This is a genomic window from Providencia sp. PROV130, assembly GCF_028482225.1.
GTDB lineage: Bacteria > Pseudomonadota > Gammaproteobacteria > Enterobacterales > Enterobacteriaceae > Providencia > Providencia rettgeri.
In genome coordinates, this window is record NZ_JAMPQC010000030.1 from 64,054 (window position 1) to 85,532 (window position 21,479).

Consider the following 21,479-nt stretch of genomic DNA (forward strand, 5'->3'; position numbering starts at 1 on the left):
TTTTCATGACGTGACTAAATAGATGAGAAGACGTGCTAATGTTAATGCACGTCTTTTTATTTTTTATATTAACGAACACAATTTAGAGAAAGTGTCCTGATGGGATTATCTGGGGTTGGCGTTATATTTTGCAAATCACTGAAATGCACATCGCATGATTGTTTATTTTGCATTCCCCATTGAATGCGCAACACTCCCGAGTTTGGCAACCCACTCATATACAATTGGCCGTCATCCCCGACTAACCCTGTATTTTCCTCTGTTACAGAATCATCCACTAATGTGGCAACTGCTCCAAATGGAATGATCCCATTATCATCATTTAGTTGAATAATAGCCTGATAACCTATACGGGTATCAAATTTCACTTTAACAATAGCGCCTGAGGTTGGATAAATATTTTTCGATGTTTGTGTTAGTGTCACATCATCAGGAAGAGAGTTGACATCTAAACCGACACTATTTTTTGAATATTCAGAGAGATAAGGATAAATTGCCTGGCCTTGAGCATTGATTTGCGTACTCCCTATCGCTAGATGGGTTCCTTCAGCACCTTCAGCTTCAACAATAGCAAAGCTATCACTCATACTACGACCAAATAATAACCCTCCCGAATAAATGACCATTCCGCCATTAATTCCCGCATTTACAGAATTATAACTATTTGAATAATTATACCCTGCAGAAACGGTTCCTTTTGAGCCTGCATAGTTAGTGTAAAGGCTGCCTGAACTACGTTGGTTTTGGTTACCCCAGCTTTGTGAAACGCCATAAGTCAGTTTTGAATCTAATAAGCTCCCACTAACACCTGCTTGCTGAATTGTTTTACCGTTATTATCGTGGCTAATAGAGTAAGTGCTGCTAATGTTACGGGCCGCTGGTGAATTCGAAAATAAACTAAAAGGGATACTGAGGTTAAAACTTATTTGGCGATTTTCTGGCCATTGCTCGCTATTTTTAGTTCTATCAATGCTGTAATTGATACCGTATGAGACCCCTTTAATACTGGTATTGTAACCCGCTGAAACTTGAGTGACATTCTGTTCATCATTCCAATATTCATTACGACTTCCAGAAAAATATAGGTTGCCATAGTTTCCCAGCGGTTGCGAGATTGAGGCCGAATATTGTCGACGTTCCTGTATCCCCGTCCAAGGTGCAACATAATCAACATATCGATAGTTATAATTATTAAAATTATTGAAAGTATAATAATCTTTCGAGGTATAATGTGTTCCAGATAAATCAATTGAGGTATTCGTGGCTACAATATTTTTTGCGTAGCGCACACGATAGGCCTGTGCTTGGTGAGTTTGTTGATCTAACGTTGCCTGAGCATGGGTAATATCAGCAGAAATAGCACCGATATCTCCCATTGAAAACCCAATCCCAGAAACACCAGACCAATAGTCTTGTGCTGCAATCACTCCCCCATAAATCGTAATATCATTTGGCAAGCCATAGATACCACTAGCCAGAAGAAAATCAGACTCTTTTGACCCAACAGTTACACCACCATCATAGCGACCTGTTGTGAGTTCATATTGCCATCCGCCAGGGCGCTGCATAATCGGCAAAGACGAAAAGGCCACCGTAAATGTCCGCTCAGAACCATCTTCTTCCTTTACGGTGACATCTAATGCCCCCGAATTACTACCTGTTGCAAGGTCTTGGATACTAAAAGGCCCAGGAGATACGTAGGTTTGATAAATAACATAACCATTTTGACGTACGGTAATTTGGGCATTTGATTGAGCAATCCCTTTGATATCAGGAGCAAAACCACGGAGACTACTTGGCAGCATTTGATCGTTAGAGCTTAATTGAACCCCTTTAAAAGGGATCGAGTTAAATAGCTCACCACGAGTACTGCTTTCACCAACCAATAATTCAGAACGCATGCTATACAAATTTCGAGAGACCGCTGTATTTGAAAAGTGGCTTCTCGTTTGATTATGGCGAGTACCATTACCATACTGACGATTAACGGTATGAGAAAAATTTGAACGAAGTCGCCATGCACCAACGTTAAAACCATTATTTAGATTAATAAATAAATTATCGTTCTTTTGCTTTCCTGATGAAAACTGCTCATTCGTTGAATGGTTACCTGTTATCATATAATTTGTTTTTAATGCCGTAATACCATCATCAAGAAGTTCATTGGGAATATAGCCTTCTGCGGTATTATCCATCGCAATTTGTGGAATACTGATATTGACACTTAGTGTTGATAAATGTGTATCGACACTTGCATCTTCAATAAAATCAGGTAGTTCCGTAATAATATAATCTTTAGGCAACCCTCGTAATTTAGAAATAGCATCAATTTTTACACCGAGAGAAGACAACAATTCAATCGTTAGTTCGGGGACTACAACATCATGCTTATTAATAATAAAGTTAAGACGATGTTCACCTTTAGGTTGCTGGTTAACGAAAACCTGCAAAGTATATTCCCCTGTAGGGGTGCTGTTATTTTTTGTAAACTGGCTTAGGTTGATATCACTGGCATCAATACCAAGCTGTTCATTGAGTAAATTCGGATCAAAATATTCATCACCTTGACTCATAAAAGGCAATAAAACTAATGAAGGCAGTAAGCCAATTTTAAAATAAGGTAACTTCATGATAAGTTCATCGCCTGTGCTGTTCTGCTGAGTCATAGACAAAATAACAGTAAAAAATTCTAATAATTATTTTATTAAGCTTACTTTTTGTTTTGTTGGTAATAAGTATTCATCTAAAATTGCCCACGAAACAGAACCTGATGGTAGGTTATCATAATAAAACCGCTGCTCTGAAAAAGGCGGAACTGATAAAAAAAGCACCTCTTCACTAAATGTATGCCCATTTATTGAAAGGTTATCAAAAGTGGCATAAATAGGGCTGTTATTTTTAACTACCAATGCATTCTTTTCACGTTGAAAGGACAGATTTTCCGCCACCTGTTCTAACGTTATTTCTTTTAATTCCACTGGTCGATAATACACTTTAAACAATAAAGAACGCGTAACCGTAAACTGTAGTGATTGCTCAATTTGACGTTCTGTCGAAGGAATAGCTTTTAGCTGAACAAGGAAAACGCTTTCCCTATCTGATGGTAAATTTTGCGTTTGCCCAGTAAACATAATCCGCCAACTATAATACTCACCACCATTTAATTTATGCAGGGGAGGTGTAACAGTAAAAGGAATTCTTTCACTTTTATTGAGAATATTAATACCTGTTCTTTCATCAAGCCACTGCATATTCGCTTGAATTAAGTAAGCATGGGTACTTACATTACGCAAGCTAACTGAAACGCTTTTTTCTCCCGTCACATAAGTGAGCCGTTGTAATGAAAATTTTAGGTTATCAGAGTCCGCTTTAACTGAAAAATAAGTTAGCGCCCCGATAATCAGTACTAAAACTCTCAGTAACCTTAACAAATTAAAATGTAGTCCCATGTTATTTTACCGATGAAGGGGCTAAGGGATAATGAAAAAAATCAGATAACCCACCAAAATCATTGATCATTTGCCAGCTTGCTGTCGTGATTTTACCATTAACACCATCAATAGTTGTTTGGTTAAATGGGGGTAACGTCAGGTTTTTTTTATAAGTTTGTTGGTTTATTTTTATGTTCACAACAGTGAGATAATAAGGTGTTGGATTATTAAATTGCCATTCAGTCCCTTTTGGGATTAACGTCACTTGCTCAAATATATTAGTGTTTGGTACCGCTAAATGATTTGGACGATATAAGACCTTAATGATGATATTGGTCACAAAGGTAAGTTTAGCATTACTTTCCTGCTCGTTTGGCTGTTGTGTGGCAGGAATAGCACGAGTATAAAGATAAAAAAGTGATTCTTTATCGGTTGGTAACTCTTTCTTATTATTAACTAATATTTTTGCACTAAATTTACTTTTTGCATCTAATCTAAATAATGGCGGCGTTACAATGAAAAAAGGTGACTTTTTTCCTTCCAGCTTATCGGTAACCGCTGTTTGAATTAAGTATGGTGAATTATCATCATTCAAAATACTAAAAACTTGGCTAGCACTGTCACTATTTATAATGACTCTGGTTTGGTCTAATCGAATTCCATCGGCCTGAGCAGTCAAGCTTAATGAAAATGCCAAAAATAACAGCGTAATTAATTGCTTCATATCGCCTCAGTTAATCCACAATAAAAGAAAATGTAATCGTGGATTGAAAGTTCCCGACTTGCGGATCACAAGGTGTTCCCGATGCACATCTCACGTATGTATAGAGTGTTTTATCCAACTTATTTGCATCAATTTGAGTCCAGACATTCGATTCTTTTTCCATAAAATCACTGATGTTCGCTGAACTTGCAACATTGTCATTCTCAGAAAAACTAATCCCAAAACCTTTGGTTGGATCATCAATGAAAGTAATCGTATCAAGATAGTTTTTTGGTGATATTTTCACCGAAGAGTTAGTGAAGTTTTTGGTTAAACAATCTGATAGAGAAATTTTAATCGGAATGGGCTGAACTTTATTTGCTTGGATATCGGAGAATGTTAAGTTACCAAAATCAACTTCATTAGTCGACGTGCCAGTTACTGATATTTTGCACATTTGAGCAATAACTTTCACATTAAAAGTAAACTCTGCATTATTATTTGATAATGCGAAAGGTGAGATAAACAACAAACTAAATAAAATAAAGCTAAATATTAATTTCATTATTCTCCTCATGGCTGTAAGAACGTAAAAACAATAGCCGCACTGAGTTTTCCTGGTTTTATCGCTGAATCGTCTAATTTAACCACTTTAGCTTCAAAATGTTTTTCGTTATCTCCATTTTGAATTGGAAAATCAAGAATGCTTTCATGGTTAGTAAAATTAATTGTTGTGCAATTTTTTTTCAAACTATCACATTGCAAGAAAGTAAAGGCTGCATTCGTCATATTATTCTTTGGTGACAGTTTACCCTCTATAATTTGAGACTGACTATCCGCTGCCATTGTTACCTGTAAGTCAGGCAATATTTCATTATTATAGTCTTGGCACTGGTATTCCACTGAAAAAGGCTCTACAAGTCTTGTATTATCTATATTATTAATATCTTTTACTGTCAGCACTCGAGAGAAATTAACCACTTTATGGCTAAAGGTAAAACCGCACGTACCTTTTGATACATGACCTTTAACAATCAAGTCAACATTCGCATCTTGTTCCGTAAGCGAATACGCTGAATGATATGCTGTACTCAGAGAAAAGATAACAGCACAGCAAGCTAGGAATTTAAGGAAGCTGCGCTTTAAACTCATTCGTTCCACCTAAATCAGTGATAGCACGCCAAGTAATTGTTCCTTTCTGCATATTGGATGAAATTGGGTAAGTTAATGATGAATAGGGAGCAATTGTTGTATTTCCTTTTTCCATACTCATACTGATTTTTTGTTTATTAATATTTATTTGGGCAAGATTAATATAGTAAGGAGAGTCATTCGTCACTTTCAATTGGTTACCCTGACTTTGAAATGACAGTTTTTTCTGTGCTTCTTCTGAGGTTAATTTCAAATTTTTGGGTCGATAAAATACTTTAATAACATGATCATAACCAATATTTAAACCATCACCATCTACCTTTTCAGATTGACCTGCAATCATTGTGGCATGAAAAAAGAATAGTGATTCTCTATCACTCGGTAAATTATTGCTCTTTTCTAAAATTCTCACTTCTTGTTGAGACCTGGGCGCTATCTTAAATACAGGCGGCGTTGTCTCAAATGGTACATTACGATCATTATTCGTTGAGGTAATAAAAGTTCGCGTTAAATATGAAACTTGTGAATGACTATTTTTTATAGATATCGATACACTTTTATCCCCTTGAGGATAAACAATACGAGTCGCATCTAAGCTGACACCATCAGCAAAAGAAAATGTTGAAGCTAACAATAACAATGAACTAAAACTAAATATTTTGGTGGTGTGAAACATTTCAAATTTCATATTGTTACCTTAATGTTCAAAGTCCCCAAAGGGACTCTGAAAATATTTCTATTGCTAATGTAGCATAATATTAATATTTTTTAACCTGTACTTTTAATTATAGGATACAGTGAAAGTTACAGGTACTTTCAAGCTATCACCTACAGTCGCTTGATTAACCATAATGAGTCGTGCTTGCATCGGAATATTAGCAAAACCATCTTTAGCAATCGTATCTTCAATAGTCATCTGGGTTTCTTTATTTGGTAAAATATCTTGTGCTTTATTATCAGCATCGATTGCTTTTAATTCAACTGCCAGAGATTTCGCCGCAGAGTTAGCAAATAATGATGGATTAAATGGTGAAGCAGCACCTGATGCATGAACAAAGACAGTTGAATCACCAGCGTCTGCTGCTGAGCACTCAGTTAATGTTAAATGGAAATTTTTAGTTTCGCCAATCGCATTCCCTTTAGTTGCGCTTGCTAATTCTTGAGTCGTAAATACTCCCCAGTTAACCATTGAACCTTCTGTTGTTGATGACACATTACAGCTTGCTGCACGTACTAAGGCTTCAAATGTAATTGTTGCTGCTTGATTTTCAGCAAATGCAGCTGGCATAGATAATGTTGATGCAATGATAAATGCTGGAGCAATTTTATTTAATAAAGTCATGTGTGTGTCTCTCATATTAAAGTTTAAGTTTTAAAAGTTTTAAATTCTTTTTTACATTCATTAATTAAAAATAAAGACTGGTTTTAATTAATAAAGCAGCTTATATCTCTTGTTTCGATGAGAGAATAATACGAATATTGTTTTTAGAAATAAACATTAAATGTGTAAGATAACTCAGATTAAGTGTGAATAATTTTAAAAACAAATAAAGAACAAAACCAAAATAAACCATAAAAATCAATTATTTAATAATTTCACATTGAAATATTTGTTCACATTTCATGAAAATATACTTAAATACTATTAATCTGTAGTCGCATTGTTTTTATTTGAGAATGGCTAATATCATTAACTATGGGATATAAAGAAATAAAAAAACGCAGGCTAAGCCTACGTTTTTTAACAACTCTTTTGGGGAGTAAATAATTATTGGCTAACGGCGGCAAATGCTTCCACAATACGTTTAACATTATGGCGATTAACACCTGCCATACAAACACGGCCAGTTCCAACCAAGTAAACCGCAAACTCGTCTTTCAGGCGAGCCACTTGCTCTTTAGAAAAACCCGTGTAGCTGAACATACCGCGTTGCTTTAATAAGTGGTCGAAATTTTGGTTTGGTAGTGCCTTTTTCAGCTCATTAACCAGTACCGTACGCATGTCTAAAATACGTAAGCGCATCTCTTCCACTTCCGCTAGCCATTTGGCTTTTTCAGCGCTATTGGTTAATACCGCAGCAACAATTTTTGCGCCATTAGATGGTGGGCTAGAATATAAACGGCGAACACCCGCTTTTAGCTGACCTAACACACGGTCACGTTCATCTTGGTTTTCACAGATCACCGACAGGCCACCTGCGCGTTCGCCGTAGATACCAAAGATTTTAGAAAATGAATTACTAACAAATACGGGTAAACCCGCTTTAACCATCGCTCGGATAGCATAAGCATCTTCATTAATGCCTTCTGCAAAACCTTGATAAGCAATGTCTAAAAATGGGATCAGTTTGTGTTCTAATGCCACCTTAGTGACTTCATCCCATTGTGCAGGAGTCAGGTCGGAGCCTGTTGGGTTATGACAACACGGGTGCATTAGGATGATGCTATTTGCTGGCAATTTTTTGAATGTTGCTAGCATTTCATCAAATTTAACGCCTTTGGTTTTTTCATCAAAATACGGGTAGTAATGCACTTTTGTCCCCGCGCCTGAAAAAATAGAGGCATGGTTTTCCCAAGTTGGGTCACTGCACCACACTTCGGAATCGGGATAATATTGATGTAAAAAATCAGCACCAATTTTTAACGCACCAGAACCACCAATCGTTTGGACAGTAGCGATACGTTCCTGTGCAATTAGCGGGCAATCCTCACCAAAGACTAATTTTTGTAATTCAGTACGGTAATCTTTCAAACCTTCCATAGGCAAATACAGTGATGCGCTTGCTGGCAGTTTATTTAACGCCGCTTTTGCTGTACCGACTGTCGCCAGTTCAGGGGTTTTTCCTTCACCATCATAGTAAAGACCGATACTCAAATTAATTTTATTTTCACGAGTGTCTTTATTAAATTCATCCATTAACGACAGAATTGGGTCGCCCGGATAAGCATCAACATGTTCGAACACAGGACATCTCCTAATCATTGTTTTACGCTAAATAAACCAAGCGATAATTTGCCATATTTAGCACCATTTTTTTACGTTGTTATCTGAAAATAACCCTTTGCTGACTATTCGTCTACATATTCCATTGCAACTCTAGAGGTTAACTTCGTCAGTAACTCATAGTTTATAATGCCTGTTTGTGTGGCGATTTCTTCAACTGGCAGTTGATTTCCCCATAAAATAACGTCGTCTCCCACTTTATCTTCGGCATTTAATCCCAAATCCACCACGGTCATATCCATGGAAATTCGCCCAACAATAGGCACTTTTCGCCCATTAATTAACACGGGTGTGCCTGAAGGAACGTTACGTGGATAGCCATCCCCATAACCGATGGCAACAACACCAAGCAGCGTATCTTTATCACTGCACCATGTTTCACCGTAACCCACACATTGCCCAGCCGAATGTTCCCTAATTGCAATTAATGTTGATTTTAATGTCATCACAGGAAGTAAACCGAAGTCTTTTGCACTTTTCCCTTCTTGTGGGGATGCACCATACATCATGATCCCTGGGCGAACCCAGTCATAGTGAGCTTCTGGCCACAGTAAAATTCCGGCGGAGGCGGCAATGGATTTTTCTCCCTCTTTACCCGCAATAAACTGTTTAAAACAAGTAATTTGTTTTTCAGTTGTCGGTAAATGAGGTGCATCTGCTTGGCAAAAATGGCTAACAATATTAATAGGAAGCTGAACTTGTTGGCAGCGTTGTAAACGTTGATAAAAGTCTTCAGCATCTTTCGGCAGTACACCAAGGCGGTGCATGCCTGTATCCAGTTTCATCCAAACTTTAAGAGGATAAGGTAATTTGGTCGCTTCTAGCATTTCAAGCTGTTCAATACAATGGATCACGGTGTCAATCTGGTGCTCTGCCATCAACAGCAAGTCAGACTGCTCAAAAAAACCCTCCAGTAAAACAATCGGTTTTATCACGCCATGCTGTCGTAAAAGTAGCGCCTCATTGAGTCTTGCCACACCAAAGCCATCCACCAGCTCTTCTACTGCCTGACCAACCCCTACTAATCCATGACCATAAGCGTTTGCTTTGACAACTGCAATCATTCGGCTATTTGGTGCAATTTCTTTCACCCGTTGCAAGTTGTGTCGCAGAGCGCGGCGGTTTATCAATGCGGTTGCCGCTTTCATTGTTTCCTCGTTCTTTTTCTCTAAACCCGCTAAAAATTGAGCTGCCATTTGGCAGCTCAATATGTTCTCTATTTGTTATACGCTAAAAAATATCAATTTCCATTCGATCTTGTTTCTTTATAAAGAAAAAAATCATTTAAGGTAGTTTCGCTTTAATACTCTAACGTCAATACTCTAAATAGTTTGCAGTGTCGCTAGGCGGCAAGCGAAGATATCGCGGGGAGCATACATAAGTATGTGGCTCGCGTAGTTGAGTGTAACCAACACCGCGACAGTGTAAAATATGACGAGTATTTAGTCTTCGTCGTTATACGCAGGCCCCGCGTAATTATCAAACCGAGACCACTGCCCATTAAACGTCAACCGCACCGTACCAATTGGCCCGTTACGTTGCTTACCGAGAATGATTTCCGCAACGCCTTTGAGTTCACTGTTATCGTGATAAACTTCATCACGGTAGATAAACATGATTAAGTCCGCATCCTGCTCGATAGACCCTGATTCACGCAAGTCCGAGTTAACAGGGCGTTTATCTGCACGCTGCTCAAGACTACGGTTTAACTGTGACAACGCCACTACGGGAACATTAAGCTCTTTTGCTAACGCTTTAAGTGAGCGAGAAATTTCAGCAATTTCTAACGTTCGGTTATCAGAAAGAGCAGGAACTCGCATCAATTGGAGGTAGTCAATCATGATCAAACTTAAACCACCATGCTCACGATAAATGCGACGCGCACGTGAACGTACCTCTGTAGGAGTCAGGCCCGAAGAGTCATCGATGTACATGTTGCGCTTTTCCATCAAAATACCCATCGTGCTTGAAATTCGCGCCCAATCCTCATCATCTAACTGCCCAGTACGAATGCGAGTTTGGTCAACGCGGGATAATGATGCCAACATACGCATCATAATTTGGTTGCCGGGCATCTCCAAGCTGAAGATCAGTACCGGTTTTTCTTCCGTCATTGCTGCATTTTCACACAAGTTCATCGCAAAGGTGGTTTTCCCCATCGACGGACGTGCAGCGACAATAATTAAATCAGAGCCTTGTAAGCCTGCTGTTTTTTTATCGAGATCTTGATAACCTGTTGAAACCCCAGTAACACCGTCGTGTGGTTGTTGGTAAAGTTGCTCAATTTTCTCAACGGTTTCCGACAAAATGGCTTCGATGCCTTTCGGCCCTTCGTCTTTATTCGCACGAGATTCTGCAATTTGGAAAACTTTGGTTTCGGCAAAATCGAGAAGATCTTCACTACTACGCCCCTGAGGATCATACCCTGCATCCGCAATATCATTAGCGACAGAGATCATATCACGCACAATGGCACGTTCGCGGACGATGTCAGCATAAGCATTAATATTCGCCGCACTTGGAGTGTTTTTCGATAACTCGGCTAAGTAAGCAAAGCCCCCAACGCTATCCAGCTCACCTTGTTGTTCAAGGGATTCTGACAAGGTGATTAAGTCAATGGGCTTACCCTGCTCAAGCAGGATCTGCATTTGTGCAAAAATAGTACGGTGGGGACGGCTAAAAAAGTCAGCATGGGTAACACGCTCTGAGACTGTATCCCAACGCTCATTATCCAACATTAACCCCCCTAAAACAGACTGCTCCGCTTCGAGAGAATGAGGTGGAAGTTTCAACCCTTCCATTTGATGGTCTCGAGGGGCGTCAGTTTTAAAATTCGATGAGGGTTTTTTAGCCATACATTAATATCCAAGTCTATAATTAACCAAGAGAGCCGTAGTATACGCCAATCTGCTTTGAGTTGTGGTTTTCTTTACGTCTTTCCTTTGCAAGATACCAATCAAAATAAACAATACAAAGCACAAACCAATAATTCTTCTGATTGAAACATGGCGTTATGATAAAACGATTGTTATTGTAATTAAAACGAATAGTCCTTATTGGAGATTGTCATGGCAAAACGTATTGAATTCGCGCAACATGGCGGCGCTGACGTACTTAACTTGGTAGATTATTCCCCAGCAAATCCAGCAGATAACGAAATTCAAATTGAAAACCGGGCTATCGGGATTAACTTTATCGATACCTACGTTCGCAGCGGCTTATATCCTGTTGCTCAACTTCCCTGTGGTCTAGGTACAGAAGCAGCGGGTGTTGTTGTGAAAACAGGTGCACATGTTACAGGTTTCAAACCAGGTGACCGTGTCGTTTATGCGCAAGGCCCTTTAGGCGCTTATAGCGAAATCCATAACGTGCCTGAGAGTGCGGTTGCCCATCTCCCTGATAGTATTACTTTTGAACAAGCCGCCGCCAGCTCATTAAAAGGCATGACGGTTTATTACTTATTCCATCAAACCTATCAACTGAAACGTGATGAAGCCTTTCTGTTCCATGCCGCAGCAGGTGGTGTTGGGCTGATAGCTTGCCAGTGGGCAAACGCACTCGGTGCTAAGATGATAGGCACTGTGGGTTCTGCGGATAAAGCATTAAGAGCCAAAGATGCCGGGGCATGGGAAGTCATCAACTACCAAACAGAAGACATTGCAGCTCGCGTGAAAGAAATCACTAATGGCGAAAAAGTAAATGTGGCGTATGATTCTGTAGGGCAATCCACATGGCTTGCCTCGTTAGACTCGCTCAAACGCCGTGGCTTGATGGTTAGTTTTGGTAATGCCTCAGGCCCTGTCACCGGTGTAAATTTAGGGATTTTAAACCAAAAAGGCGGGTTATATGTCACTCGCCCATCACTTGGTGTGTATGTGACTAACCGCGCTGAGCTAGACCAAGCTAGTAATGCCTTATTTGATATGATTTTAAGCGGAAAAGTGAATGTAGATGTGCCGCAATCACAAATTTTTGCCCTAAAAGATGCGCAAAAAGCCCATATCACCATCGAATCGAGGAAAACCCAAGGCTCAAGTTTATTAATTCCGTAATCAGCCGCCCAACATACAAAAAGCGCCAATTGGCGCTTTTTCTTTTCTCTTCGCACTAAGCTATTCACCGCGAGTGACAAACTCCAGAGCTTGCTCAACAACGGCTAAGTCAGCGCCTTTTTTATGTGCATTTTCACTTAAATGACGGCGCCATTGGCGTGCACCGGGGATACCTTGAAAAATTCCTAACATATGGCGAGTCATATGGCCTAAATAAGCGCCTTTTGTTAATTCATTTTCTATATAAGGGTACATTGCCCTAACCGCATCAACACCATTGGTGACAGGAAAGTGCTCACCAAACAATTGGTTATCGACTGCGGTTAAAATTGACGGATTTTGATAGGCTTCACGCCCCACCATCACACCATCTAAATATTGAAGGTGCTGTTTGGCTTCTTCTAAGGTTTTAATACCGCCATTAATGGCCATCGTCAGATGCGGAAAATCACGTTTTAGCTGGTAAACACGCGGGTAGTCTAACGGTGGGATTTCACGATTTTCTTTTGGGCTAAGGCCTGATAACCATGCTTTACGCGCATGAATAATAAACATTTCGCAACCGCCTTTATCAGAAACGGTTTCAATAAAATCACATAAAAACGCGTAACTGTCTTGCTCATCAATTCCAATACGCGTTTTTACGGTTACCGGGATAGAAACCACGTCTTGCATGGCCTTCACACAATCGGCAACCAATTGGGCATCACCCATTAAACAAGCGCCAAAACGCCCATTTTGGACGCGATCTGATGGGCATCCCACATTTAAGTTAATTTCATCATAACCACGTTCTTGAGCCAGTTTCGCACACTGTGCTAATGCAGTTGGATCGCTGCCGCCAAGTTGTAATGCGACTGGATGCTCTTCCTCACTAAAAGCAAGGTAATCCCCTTTCCCGTAAAGAATCGCTCCCGTTGTGACCATTTCGGTATACAACAAGGTATTTTTGCTTAATAGGCGGTGAAAGTAACGGCAATGGCGATCTGTCCAATCGAGCATCGGCGCAACGGAAAATCGGTTTAGGTTGGTATAGTGTGTCTTACCTTGAAAACTCTTGTTTTCATTGTTTTTTATATTTGTCGTGTTTCCGTGCATTTTTACCTGGTTGAATGTCATCAATGTATTAATTTGGCATAAAAAGTTAAGATAGATTATTATAGCACAGGCAAAAATGAGGATAGAGTAGAAGTTATGCGGCAATACCACTCTCATTGTTCTTACAATGACAAAAAATTAATAGCTAAAGAACCAATTTTCGTGACAAGATAAAAGTATGTTGTTACATTTTTCATAAAGTTAACGTATAAAACCCCAAAATAAAAATATGCCAGTAGCAAAATTTCTCACTAAAAACAGTTTCTTATTAAATGTACTCTTAATATTTCTATTTTTTACGCTTGTCCATTATGCTATGGGGTATCACTTTAAGCCTTTTTATGTACTGGCTATTACGGGATTCGCTATATTCTTAAATAAGTATAGAAAACTCTATTTGGCTACTATCTTATTTTACACTGTAGTTGCATCGTTTTATTTCCCTGTTGGCGTACTTTATGGTCCTCCTGACTATAATATTTTTTCATCCTTTTATTATACTAATACCGAAGAAGCTAAAGGGTTTATTAGCAATATAAACTTAAGGTACTATATCTGGTCTATCCTACTATTCTTTTTTGGAATTTTTATTTGCCGAATTAAATTCAATTTTAGTAAGAAAATAAGAATAGGTGGATTTTCATTTTTTATTATCGTGGTACTGATACAACCATTCAAAGCGGTTTATAGCAACAGCCCGAAACTGTTTTTAACATCTGGCCTTCCTGAAATTAGATTTTTTACTGAAAGTTTGTACTATTTAGACTACTTAGATAAAGAAAAAAAATCGATAGAAGGGGATAACACTTTCGGTTCTCTCACCACTGATAGTCCATATGACACTTATGTTGTCATCATAGGCGAAAGTGTGCGCCGTGATTTCATGAATAACTATGGGTTTCCTATCAATAACACACCTTTTATGAACAACGTTAATGGCGTTTTTTATAATAACTACATCTCAGCAGCAGGATCTACGAATTTATCATTATCAAGAAGCCTTTCTATGTACCCAACAATGCCTAACAACATCATTACATTGGCAAACAAAGCAGGCTTTAGTACGTTTTGGATATCACGACAAGGACAAAGTGGTAAACATGATGGCCCTGTCGCTTCTATTGCTAAAAAAGCGGGAAAAACGTACTTTGTTAGTGGTAAAGCAAAAATTTCTGATACGGTAATCTCGGATGATGGTCCAGTCTTACCTAAGTTTATTGAATCACTTAATAACCCTGCCCCTAAAAAGTTAATTGTTATTCACTTAATTGGTAGCCACTCACCATTTTGCACAAGAGTTTCTGAGCAGTACGATACATTTTATAAAAGCAAAGACTTATCTTGTTATATTCAGAGTATAAAAAATACCGATTTACTTCTTTCTCAAGTGTACGCTGAACTATCAAAAACCCAAAAAACTTGGTCTATGTTATATTTTTCAGACCATGGGCTCTCTTTTATCGACCAACAGCAAGACCTAATTCATGGCTATAGCCGCCATCAAAATTTTGATGTCCCACTTTTTATCACCTCATCTGATTCTGATAAGAAAGAAATAATACAAGCACGAAGAAGTGGGCTTTATTTATTTGATTTATTTTCAGAATGGCTAGGAATAAAACAAGATAATAGAAATACATCTTGTAAAATGTTATCGAATGACGACTGTAGTAACCAAAATACAGTTGTTAACTCCGACCAACAACACATCGATTATGACCAGCTATCAGATGATAGTATTAAATAAATAACCCCCGATATGCGCAAATACATATCGGGGGTTACTAAACCAATTATGTCATTTTAATACTCAGTCACACACTATTTTTTCGCAGAAAGCAGTGCATAGCTAGTCATTAAGTTACGGTAATCAGGGATATGGTTTGAAAACAACGTCCCTAACCCTTCCACATCATTACGCCAGTCACGGTGTAATTCACAAGCAGCACCAAACCAGCTCATTAGCTGAGCTCCTGCTTTTGACATTCTATCCCATGCGGCATCACGTGTTATTGGGTTAAATGTACCTGAGGCATCAGTAATAACAAAAACTTCATAGCCTTCTTCCAGTGCAGATAGTGCAGGAAAGGCCACACACACTTCTGTCACAACACCGGCAATAATTAGCTGCTTTTTACCCGTGGCTTTGACAGCTTTGACAAACTCTTCGTTATCCCACGCGTTGATTTGGCCTGGGCGGGCAATGAAAGGGGCATCCGGAAATATTTCTTTTAATTCAGGAACTAATGGGCCATTAGGACCATCTTCAAAAGATGTCGTCAAAATAGTTGGTAAGTTAAAATACTTTGCCAGATCGGCTAGTGCTAACACGCTATTCTTGAATTTGTCTGGATCTTGGTCACGAACTAGCGATAACAAACCCGTTTGATGGTCGACAAGTAATACAGCTGCATTATCTTTATCTAGGCGGTTATATTTAAAGCTCATATCAGCGACTCCTCAATGATTAGAAAAGTACTCTATGTTGGTTTAGATAAAACAAAAGTGGCATTTAATCTACTTACTGCTCTAAAACACCACTTTTCATCAAAAATATTTCAACAAGATGAATTCACACAATTCGTTATTTAGTTTCTGCACTCATTGTGACAAAATTTCCCATACGAGCACTGGTGATTGTATAGCTATCCGCACCGGCTGCTTTCGCTTTAGCTGCAATTTTTGCTTCTGTTGAAGCCAGCGTATCACCTGTTGCAGTAATTGTTGCTGCTGATGCACCAAATGCAACGAAAGATAATACAGAAGCTGTCATCAAAGTTTTTAACATGTTCATAGTTTAATTCCTTCACTTATTATTCAATGAGACAACCCTTGTTGTCTGCGATGAAGGTATCTTATCGATAATCACATTTAGGTTAAAGCTAATAATATCGCCCATCTAGTTCAATTAAATTGAATGATATATATGTAAGTGAAATAAGAAAGAGATTTATTGATGGTTAAGTGGAGAAATACATCGAGCTAAATAAGGTGTTTAAATGCCTTATTTAATGCGTCATAAGGCATTCAAATACTAGATTTGTTGAAGAGAAACCTCACCAAATGTCATAAAGATCAAAGTATGCCCCGCAATTCCACGGTATACTCCTTGTTGACTATTGAGTTCGCAGGCTAATGCCGTTAATTGCCATACGTCATATTCTTCGATTTGACTAATGCGAGCGGTTAATAATGCATTGTCTTTCCGCTCACCATAAGCTTTCACCGCGATTGCATCTTGTGTTAAAGCGCTGTCGATAGAACTGTTTGCCCAACTCCACATCCAACTACCTTGGCTTTGGTCATAAGTACCAACAATTTGCACCGGTGCTGTTGCCATAAGATTATCAGGTGCATGAAAAATAATGGTTCCTTCATCTTGGTTTACTGACCAATCTGCTTCATCTAATTTCCATGTATCACAATGAAATTGGTTTTTAGCCTGTAACGCGTTCATGCTACGTTCAATTAATGCCTCATAAGGCATTTGTTCTATTTCATTATCCATTGATTACCCAATATTTTTTAATGCATTGATAATTAACTGCCAAAATTTATGATGATCTAATTTAACAGCAACTTGAGTATGGCAATTTTCAGGCGCTGGATGGCGGAAATCAGCCACTGTCATGCCTAACGTGTGTGTCCCAGTAAGCTCAATATTTATAGGGACTTTTTGTGTGGTCATTACAGTCGGATCAATAACATAAGCAACCGCACAAGGGTCATGTACGGGGGGCGCATCGAAGCCTTGGGCTTGCTTGTACATTTTCCCAAAGAAATCCAGTAGTTCGACGACAAACTGTGAACAATCACTGCCAATCGCAGCAATTTTATTCACCACATCAGAAGTTGCCAGCGCTTGATGGGTAAGGTCTAAGCCCACCATGGTTAACGGCCATTTTTCATTGAAAACAATATGAGCCGCTTCTGGGTCTATTTTGATGTTAAATTCAGCTACCGCACTCCAATTCCCAACATGATAGCCCCCTCCCATCAGCACCACTTCTTTAACTCGCTCGACAATACGAGGCTCAAGGCGAGCAGCAAGCGCAATATTGGTTAATGCGCCAGTAGGCACTAAAGTTACCGTTTTAGGGGGGTGAGACATAATAGTTTCGATAATCAGTGAAACGGCATGTCTTTCATCAAGCTTCAATGTTGGGGTCGGTAATACAGGCCCATCAAGCCCTGAATCCCCATGAATGTCAGGTGCAACTTCAATTTCTCGAACTAAAGGACGTACCGAGCCAGCAGCAAAGGGAATATCTGTAATTTTCGCCATTTCAGCGATAGCGAGTGCATTATGAGTCACTTTTTCGAGGGTTTGATTGCCAGCAACCGTTGTTACCGCTAATAGATCAATATCTGGGTTACCGTAAGCCAGTAATAACGCAATAGCATCGTCATGGCCGGGGTCACAATCGAGGATTATTTTTTTGCTCATACCTTACCTTATTAAAATTGGAGTCAGAAATGGCACTGACTCCAATTTAACGAGCTAGTAAGGTAAAATCTATGCTTAATATCTGAATATTAGGAAATTTATTTTAAAACATGTGCATAGACACGTTTTTTCTCACCTTCATTCTTCGAAATATACACGCCTTGTAATTCAGGAGCGAAACCGGGTAGCGCATTAATACCGGTTTCTAACGCTTTGAAATAACGCAGTACTGGCCCCGACCATACTTCACCAGGTACAACACACAATACGCCCGGAGGGTACGGTAATGCCCCTTCAACGGCAATACGCCCTTCTAATTCATCCAATGGCAATAATTCACAATTACCACGAATAAATTCTAAATGTGCTTGCTGCGGTGCCATTTTCACTTCAGGGAAGTGCGCTTTACGGAACATCTCTTTTTGCAACTGCTTAATGTTGTCATTCACACTGAGCTGGTGCATTTCTTGGCACAAACGACGCAAGGTGTAGCCTTGGTAATGCGCCTGATAACGCTGATAAACCGATGGCAAAACCTCTTCCAATAGTGCATCTTCATCCAGTAATTGCTCAAAACGAACTAAATGAGATACTAATAGTTCCAGTTTTTCATGTGTTTCTGCAGGAGTTAACAAAAATAAAATTGAGTTTAGGTCACATTTTTCAGGGATCACGCCATGTTCACGCAAAAAATGCGCCAAAATCGTCGCAGGTACACCAAAAGCTTCATATTCTCCACTTTCAACATCAATACCCGGGGTCGTTAGCATCAATTTGCAAGGGTCCACAAAGTACTGATCCTGCGCATAACCCTCAAATGCATGCCAACGCTCTTGCGGTATGAAGTTAAAGAAACGCTGCTCAGCGGCGATCTGCTCTGTAGGGTATTCTTGCCATAACTTGCCATCAACAATTTCAGGGACAAAAGGCTTAAAATAGCGGCAGTGCTGAAATATCGATTTTCTTACCTCAATTCCCACTTTCACACAGTCCATCCACATCATTTTACCTGCATCACCTTGGTGAATACGTGCATTGACATCTAAAGAAGCAAATAGAGGATAAAATGGGCTGGTAGAGGCGTGCATCATAAAAGCATTATTGAGTTTTTTGTGTGAAACAAAGCGCTCTTGACCCTTGATATGATTATCTTTTTTATGGATTTGTGACGCTTGAGAAAAACCAGCCAGTTGTTTATGAACTGACTGAGTGACCATGATCCCGGGATCGTTTTCATTTAATTCAAGTAGCAATGGCGAGCACTGGCGCATCATGGGAATAAATTGTTCGTAACCGACCCACGCAGAATCGAATAAAATGTAATCACATAAATGACCTATTTTATCAACGACTTGCCTTGCGTTATACACAGTGCCGTCATAAGTTCCAAGTTGGATCACTGCTAAGCGAAATGGCCGTTTAGCTTGCGCTTTTTCTGGCATCACTTCTTGGATAAGTCTACGTAAATAACCTTCGCTAAAGCAGTGCGCATCAATACCACCAATAAAACCAAAAGGATTACGTGCCGTTTCAAGGTAGATAGGTGTTGCCCCTGCCTGTATCAGCGCCCCATGGTGGTTTGATTTATGATTATTACGATCGAACAAAACTAAATCACCCGGTGTTAATAGCGCGTTTAGCACCACTTTATTGGATGATGAAGTGCCATTTAATACAAAATAAGTTTTGTCCGCATTGAACACTTTCGCAGCAAATTTCTGCGCTTCTTTAGCTGCGCCTTCGTGGATCAATAAATCGCCCATTGCGACATCCGCATTACATAAATCGGTACGGAACAGGTTTTCACCATAAAATTGATAAAACTGTTCCCCTGTCGGGTGGCGACGGAAAAATTGGCCGCCTTGGTGCCCTGGGCAGGCAAAAGTCACATTATGACCCGCAGCATAATCCATCATTCGAGCAAAAAATGGCGGTAATAACTGCTCAAGATATTGATTCGCAGCATCAAGTAATTGACGACTATTTTCTTCACGAGCAGCAGGGGCGGGTGGTAATAGCGCCGTCAAATAAGGCGGTAAATTTTCATCGGTTGCCCGCTGTTTATCACTGATGATAAACAGCGGAATACTCAGCTGACTCTCAACGACTCTTTCCCACAGCCCTTGGTTGGCATCTTGTTCAGATAGCACTACAGCGGCAATATTGTTTAACTGTGCATCGCGAATATCTACCCACTGAAATTGATTAGTGAAATAGATTGCGACCCCCTGGCTACATGCCACATTGATTTTGTTCATAGCAGTCTGGCTCTTAGTTAGCTGAGGAAAAGAGGCGGACAATATACTTGATAGATCAGGGAATTGAAATGATTAGCATGGTAAGAAAAGATAGCTAGATTTAGAAAGTCGAATATATTTTATAAGCCACTGGTTAATAGCATAAAAATTCTATCTCATCACACTCCACTCCCCCATACTTTAGGCCATCATAAAGATAATAAAAAGATAAATTAACCAATTAACCCGGTGATCACCACCAATTAATCGGTCAATTTATCCGTAATGGGACGTTAGTTGTTTTTTTCCACATACAAAGTCTGTGATGGGAATGCAAAGTCCGCATCGTGGCGTTTAACTATTTCAATGATCTTCAAATACACGGCTTGTTGCGCCGCTAACCATTCAGCCCAAACTGTTGTTTTGGTAAAACAATACACCATAATATTTAACGAAGAGTCGGCAAAAGCATCGAAATAAACTAATAAGGTTTGACTGGTATCGATATTCGCATCTTGTTGTAACATTGTGCGGATATCGTCGACAATCGCCCCAATTTTGTCTGAATCTTCGTAACGTAAACCAATTTCAGTTTTAATGCGCCGGTTAGTCATGCGCCCTGGGTTTTCCACACTAATAGAAGAAAAAACCGAGTTGGGGATATATAGCGGGCGGTGGTCAAACGTAATAATTTTGGTGATCCGCCAACCGATTTCAACCACCGTTCCTTCGATATTTCGATCCGGTGAGCTGACCCAGTCACCAATGTTGAAGGGCCGATCAAAATAGAGCATTAACCCAGAGAAAAAGTTACTCAGGATATCTTTGCCGGCCATACCAATAGCAATACCGCCAATCCCGCCAAATGCCATCAAACCAGAAAGGCTCATCCCAAAATGCTCACCAAACAGTAGCACCATAATGACAAATATTGCGGTTTTAAATACACGGGCGACAATACGTGCCGAAGTAGGGTCACTACCTTTTTTAATCTGCGTTTTTTCTAATCGGTTAGCTAACTGGAACAGCTTCCTCATTAAAATCAATGTAATCAATGAGATGGTGACAAAATTAACCAGAGAAGTTGAAATAAAGGTTAAATCAAAATCCGTTGCTGCCATGTCTACATATTGAGCAATAACGATAACCACGCCACACAGCACAAGAGTTTGAACCACATGGATCAAAATACTTTTGCGCTTATGTTTATGTTTACGTCGTTTATGTACAACCTCAAAAACTAAATAGACTGCGAGAAAAGCCGCAATTAAGGTCATGCCAATCGCATATTTTTCAAGTAATACTTCTATCATTTCTAACCGCCCTAAAATTTACCTGATAGATCTTATTTTTAT

The 21,479-nt window shown here is 39.4% G+C and carries 19 protein-coding genes; 2 read left to right on the forward strand and 17 right to left on the reverse strand.

The window, feature by feature from the left end:
* Positions 1-68 precede the first annotated feature (68 nt).
* From PSF28_RS19605 to dnaB, 10 genes are all read right to left on the reverse strand, one after another.
* Complete coding sequence (locus PSF28_RS19605) at positions 69-2,630, reverse strand: fimbria/pilus outer membrane usher protein (protein WP_272685514.1); 2,562 nt, start codon at positions 2,628-2,630, stop codon at positions 69-71.
* 66 nt (positions 2,631-2,696) lie between these two features.
* The gene (locus PSF28_RS19610; RefSeq protein WP_247605251.1) at positions 2,697-3,449 is read right to left on the reverse strand and encodes a fimbrial biogenesis chaperone; all 753 of its coding nucleotides are present in this window, start codon (positions 3,447-3,449) and stop codon (positions 2,697-2,699) included.
* Position 3,450: 1 nt separating this feature from the next.
* The gene (locus PSF28_RS19615) at positions 3,451-4,155 is read right to left on the reverse strand and encodes a fimbrial biogenesis chaperone (protein WP_210835822.1); all 705 of its coding nucleotides are present in this window, start codon (positions 4,153-4,155) and stop codon (positions 3,451-3,453) included.
* Between the two features lie 10 nt (positions 4,156-4,165).
* Positions 4,166-4,699: a fimbrial protein gene (locus PSF28_RS19620; protein WP_210835824.1), complete on the reverse strand. Its 534-nt coding sequence runs from the start codon at positions 4,697-4,699 to the stop codon at positions 4,166-4,168.
* An 8-nt stretch (positions 4,700-4,707) separates the two neighbouring features.
* Positions 4,708-5,286 (reverse strand): fimbrial protein, encoded by a 579-nt coding sequence (locus tag PSF28_RS19625; RefSeq protein WP_272666226.1) that lies wholly within the window; start codon positions 5,284-5,286, stop codon positions 4,708-4,710.
* Positions 5,261-5,974, reverse strand: coding sequence for a fimbrial biogenesis chaperone (locus PSF28_RS19630; protein ID WP_210835828.1), 714 nt, complete (start codon positions 5,972-5,974; stop codon positions 5,261-5,263). The genes PSF28_RS19625 and PSF28_RS19630 overlap by 26 nt, the downstream gene beginning before the upstream one ends.
* 93 nt (positions 5,975-6,067) lie before the next feature.
* A complete protein-coding gene (locus PSF28_RS19635; RefSeq protein ID WP_210835830.1) occupies positions 6,068-6,628 on the reverse strand; it encodes a fimbrial protein in 561 nt (186 codons plus the stop codon).
* A gap of 426 nt (positions 6,629-7,054) precedes the next feature.
* Complete coding sequence (locus PSF28_RS19640; protein WP_115166560.1) at positions 7,055-8,251, reverse strand: amino acid aminotransferase; 1,197 nt, start codon at positions 8,249-8,251, stop codon at positions 7,055-7,057.
* Positions 8,252-8,355: 104 nt separating this feature from the next.
* Positions 8,356-9,438 (reverse strand): alanine racemase, encoded by a 1,083-nt coding sequence (alr, locus tag PSF28_RS19645; RefSeq protein ID WP_210835835.1) that lies wholly within the window; start codon positions 9,436-9,438, stop codon positions 8,356-8,358.
* Positions 9,439-9,732: 294 nt separating this feature from the next.
* Positions 9,733-11,145, reverse strand: coding sequence for a replicative DNA helicase (gene dnaB, locus PSF28_RS19650; protein WP_042848859.1), 1,413 nt, complete (start codon positions 11,143-11,145; stop codon positions 9,733-9,735).
* Positions 11,146-11,358: 213 nt separating this feature from the next.
* Here dnaB and PSF28_RS19655 point away from each other — a divergent pair, with 213 nt between their 5' ends.
* Positions 11,359-12,342, forward strand: a complete 984-nt coding sequence (locus tag PSF28_RS19655; RefSeq protein ID WP_210835686.1) for a quinone oxidoreductase — start codon at positions 11,359-11,361, stop codon at positions 12,340-12,342.
* A gap of 60 nt (positions 12,343-12,402) precedes the next feature.
* On the opposite strand, the gene dusA is transcribed toward PSF28_RS19655, so the two are convergent.
* Entirely contained in the window at positions 12,403-13,440 is a 1,038-nt protein-coding gene (gene dusA, locus PSF28_RS19660; RefSeq protein ID WP_210835748.1) for a tRNA dihydrouridine(20/20a) synthase DusA, read from the reverse strand.
* A 229-nt stretch (positions 13,441-13,669) separates the two neighbouring features.
* On the opposite strand from dusA, the gene PSF28_RS19665 reads away from it, so the two are divergent.
* The gene (locus tag PSF28_RS19665; protein ID WP_272685515.1) at positions 13,670-15,187 is read left to right on the forward strand and encodes a phosphoethanolamine transferase; all 1,518 of its coding nucleotides are present in this window, start codon (positions 13,670-13,672) and stop codon (positions 15,185-15,187) included.
* A gap of 74 nt (positions 15,188-15,261) precedes the next feature.
* Here the strand turns inward: PSF28_RS19665 and ycaC are convergent, their stop codons facing one another.
* The 6 genes from ycaC to PSF28_RS19695 form a co-directional block, all read right to left on the reverse strand.
* A complete protein-coding gene (gene ycaC, locus PSF28_RS19670; protein ID WP_210835690.1) occupies positions 15,262-15,888 on the reverse strand; it encodes an isochorismate family cysteine hydrolase YcaC in 627 nt (208 codons plus the stop codon).
* Between the two features lie 136 nt (positions 15,889-16,024).
* Positions 16,025-16,234, reverse strand: coding sequence for a YdgH/BhsA/McbA-like domain containing protein (locus tag PSF28_RS19675; protein WP_109912594.1), 210 nt, complete (start codon positions 16,232-16,234; stop codon positions 16,025-16,027).
* Between the two features lie 240 nt (positions 16,235-16,474).
* Positions 16,475-16,948 (reverse strand): DUF6882 domain-containing protein, encoded by a 474-nt coding sequence (locus tag PSF28_RS19680; protein ID WP_210835692.1) that lies wholly within the window; start codon positions 16,946-16,948, stop codon positions 16,475-16,477.
* 3 nt (positions 16,949-16,951) lie between these two features.
* Positions 16,952-17,887, reverse strand: a complete 936-nt coding sequence (gene uriH / locus PSF28_RS19685; RefSeq protein WP_272685516.1) for a uridine-preferring nucleoside hydrolase UriH — start codon at positions 17,885-17,887, stop codon at positions 16,952-16,954.
* 98 nt (positions 17,888-17,985) lie between these two features.
* Complete coding sequence (locus PSF28_RS19690) at positions 17,986-20,145, reverse strand: ornithine decarboxylase (RefSeq protein ID WP_272685517.1); 2,160 nt, start codon at positions 20,143-20,145, stop codon at positions 17,986-17,988.
* Between the two features lie 272 nt (positions 20,146-20,417).
* Positions 20,418-21,437: a mechanosensitive ion channel family protein gene (locus PSF28_RS19695; RefSeq protein WP_210835695.1), complete on the reverse strand. Its 1,020-nt coding sequence runs from the start codon at positions 21,435-21,437 to the stop codon at positions 20,418-20,420.
* Positions 21,438-21,479: the final 42 nt, after the last annotated feature.

What these genes read in the sequence shown, in the direction of transcription:
- PSF28_RS19605 (WP_272685514.1), bottom strand. Translation starts at nt 2,630, where the DNA reads ATGAAGTTACCTTATTTTAAAATTGGCTTACTGCCTTCATTAGTTTTA.
- PSF28_RS19610 (WP_247605251.1), bottom strand. Translation starts at nt 3,449, where the DNA reads ATGGGACTACATTTTAATTTGTTAAGGTTACTGAGAGTTTTAGTACTG.
- PSF28_RS19615 (WP_210835822.1), bottom strand. Translation starts at nt 4,155, where the DNA reads ATGAAGCAATTAATTACGCTGTTATTTTTGGCATTTTCATTAAGCTTG.
- PSF28_RS19620 (WP_210835824.1), bottom strand. Translation starts at nt 4,699, where the DNA reads ATGAAATTAATATTTAGCTTTATTTTATTTAGTTTGTTGTTTATCTCA.
- PSF28_RS19625 (WP_272666226.1), bottom strand. Translation starts at nt 5,286, where the DNA reads ATGAGTTTAAAGCGCAGCTTCCTTAAATTCCTAGCTTGCTGTGCTGTT.
- PSF28_RS19630 (WP_210835828.1), bottom strand. Translation starts at nt 5,974, where the DNA reads ATGAAATTTGAAATGTTTCACACCACCAAAATATTTAGTTTTAGTTCA.
- PSF28_RS19635 (WP_210835830.1), bottom strand. Translation starts at nt 6,628, where the DNA reads ATGACTTTATTAAATAAAATTGCTCCAGCATTTATCATTGCATCAACA.
- alr (WP_210835835.1), bottom strand. Translation starts at nt 9,438, where the DNA reads ATGAAAGCGGCAACCGCATTGATAAACCGCCGCGCTCTGCGACACAAC.
- dnaB (WP_042848859.1), bottom strand. Translation starts at nt 11,145, where the DNA reads ATGGCTAAAAAACCCTCATCGAATTTTAAAACTGACGCCCCTCGAGAC.
- PSF28_RS19655 (WP_210835686.1), top strand. Translation starts at nt 11,359, where the DNA reads ATGGCAAAACGTATTGAATTCGCGCAACATGGCGGCGCTGACGTACTT.
- dusA (WP_210835748.1), bottom strand. Translation starts at nt 13,440, where the DNA reads ATGCACGGAAACACGACAAATATAAAAAACAATGAAAACAAGAGTTTT.
- PSF28_RS19665 (WP_272685515.1), top strand. Translation starts at nt 13,670, where the DNA reads ATGCCAGTAGCAAAATTTCTCACTAAAAACAGTTTCTTATTAAATGTA.
- ycaC (WP_210835690.1), bottom strand. Translation starts at nt 15,888, where the DNA reads ATGAGCTTTAAATATAACCGCCTAGATAAAGATAATGCAGCTGTATTA.
- PSF28_RS19675 (WP_109912594.1), bottom strand. Translation starts at nt 16,234, where the DNA reads ATGAACATGTTAAAAACTTTGATGACAGCTTCTGTATTATCTTTCGTT.
- PSF28_RS19680 (WP_210835692.1), bottom strand. Translation starts at nt 16,948, where the DNA reads ATGGATAATGAAATAGAACAAATGCCTTATGAGGCATTAATTGAACGT.
- uriH (WP_272685516.1), bottom strand. Translation starts at nt 17,887, where the DNA reads ATGAGCAAAAAAATAATCCTCGATTGTGACCCCGGCCATGACGATGCT.
- PSF28_RS19690 (WP_272685517.1), bottom strand. Translation starts at nt 20,145, where the DNA reads ATGAACAAAATCAATGTGGCATGTAGCCAGGGGGTCGCAATCTATTTC.
- PSF28_RS19695 (WP_210835695.1), bottom strand. Translation starts at nt 21,437, where the DNA reads ATGATAGAAGTATTACTTGAAAAATATGCGATTGGCATGACCTTAATT.